Origin of the sequence: Vibrio sp. 10N.222.49.C12 (genome assembly GCF_041475025.1) — a bacterium.
In the GTDB taxonomy this organism is placed as follows: Bacteria; Pseudomonadota; Gammaproteobacteria; order Enterobacterales; family Vibrionaceae; genus Vibrio; species Vibrio crassostreae_C.
Window position 1 is genome coordinate 1 of sequence record NZ_JBFRVF010000040.1, and the last position, 693, is coordinate 693.

1 protein-coding gene is annotated in these 693 nt (G+C 48.9%); it reads left to right on the top strand.

All coding sequences use genetic code 11. The annotated features are described in order from the left end of the window. Positions 1-657 (top strand): group II intron maturase-specific domain-containing protein (locus AB4583_RS13510; protein WP_372117731.1); only part of this gene is annotated, 657 nt, incomplete at its 5' end. Positions 658-693: the final 36 nt, after the last annotated feature.

The following is a 693-nucleotide window of genomic DNA, read 5'->3' on the forward strand; positions in this document are numbered from 1 at the left end:
AGAGGGCATAAGTTCTGTCGATATGCAGATGACTGTCAAATCTACGTGCGTAGTGAGGAAGCCGCTCATCGAGTCAGAGAGTCGATAACGGAGTTCTTGGAGCAGAAACTAAAGCTGACGGTAAACCGTAAGAAAAGTGCAGCAACGAGAGTGACAAAGCGAACTTACCTAAGCCACCGCTTCCAGATAGACGGAAGAATCGGGATATCGAAGACGGCACAAGCTCAAATGAAGAAGCGAGTACGTCAGATAACGAAGCGAAATCGAGGACGAGAGTTACAGGTGATAATCACGGAGTTAACTCAATATCTAAGAGGATGGCAACACTACTTCAAGCTTACTGTTAGTAAAAGTGCAATGCAGCGCTTAGACGAATGGATACGGCGTAGATTAAGGTGCTACCGACTAAAGCAGCGCAAACGCAGACACAGCATAGCGATATGGTTACAGCGACAAGGTGTAACGGAGCGTAATGCGTGGAAGCTAGCGATGTCAGATAAGGGTTGGTGGCATCTAGCTTCAACGCCACAGGTTAATCACGCCATGCCAATAAAATGGTTCGAGGGGTTGGGGCTGTACTCACTAAGAGATGGGTACGAGTCACTGAAAGTATATTCGGAACCGCCGTATGCGACCCACGCTTGTACGGTGGTGTGAGAGGACGGAGGCTGCGAGGCCTCCTCCTACTCGATT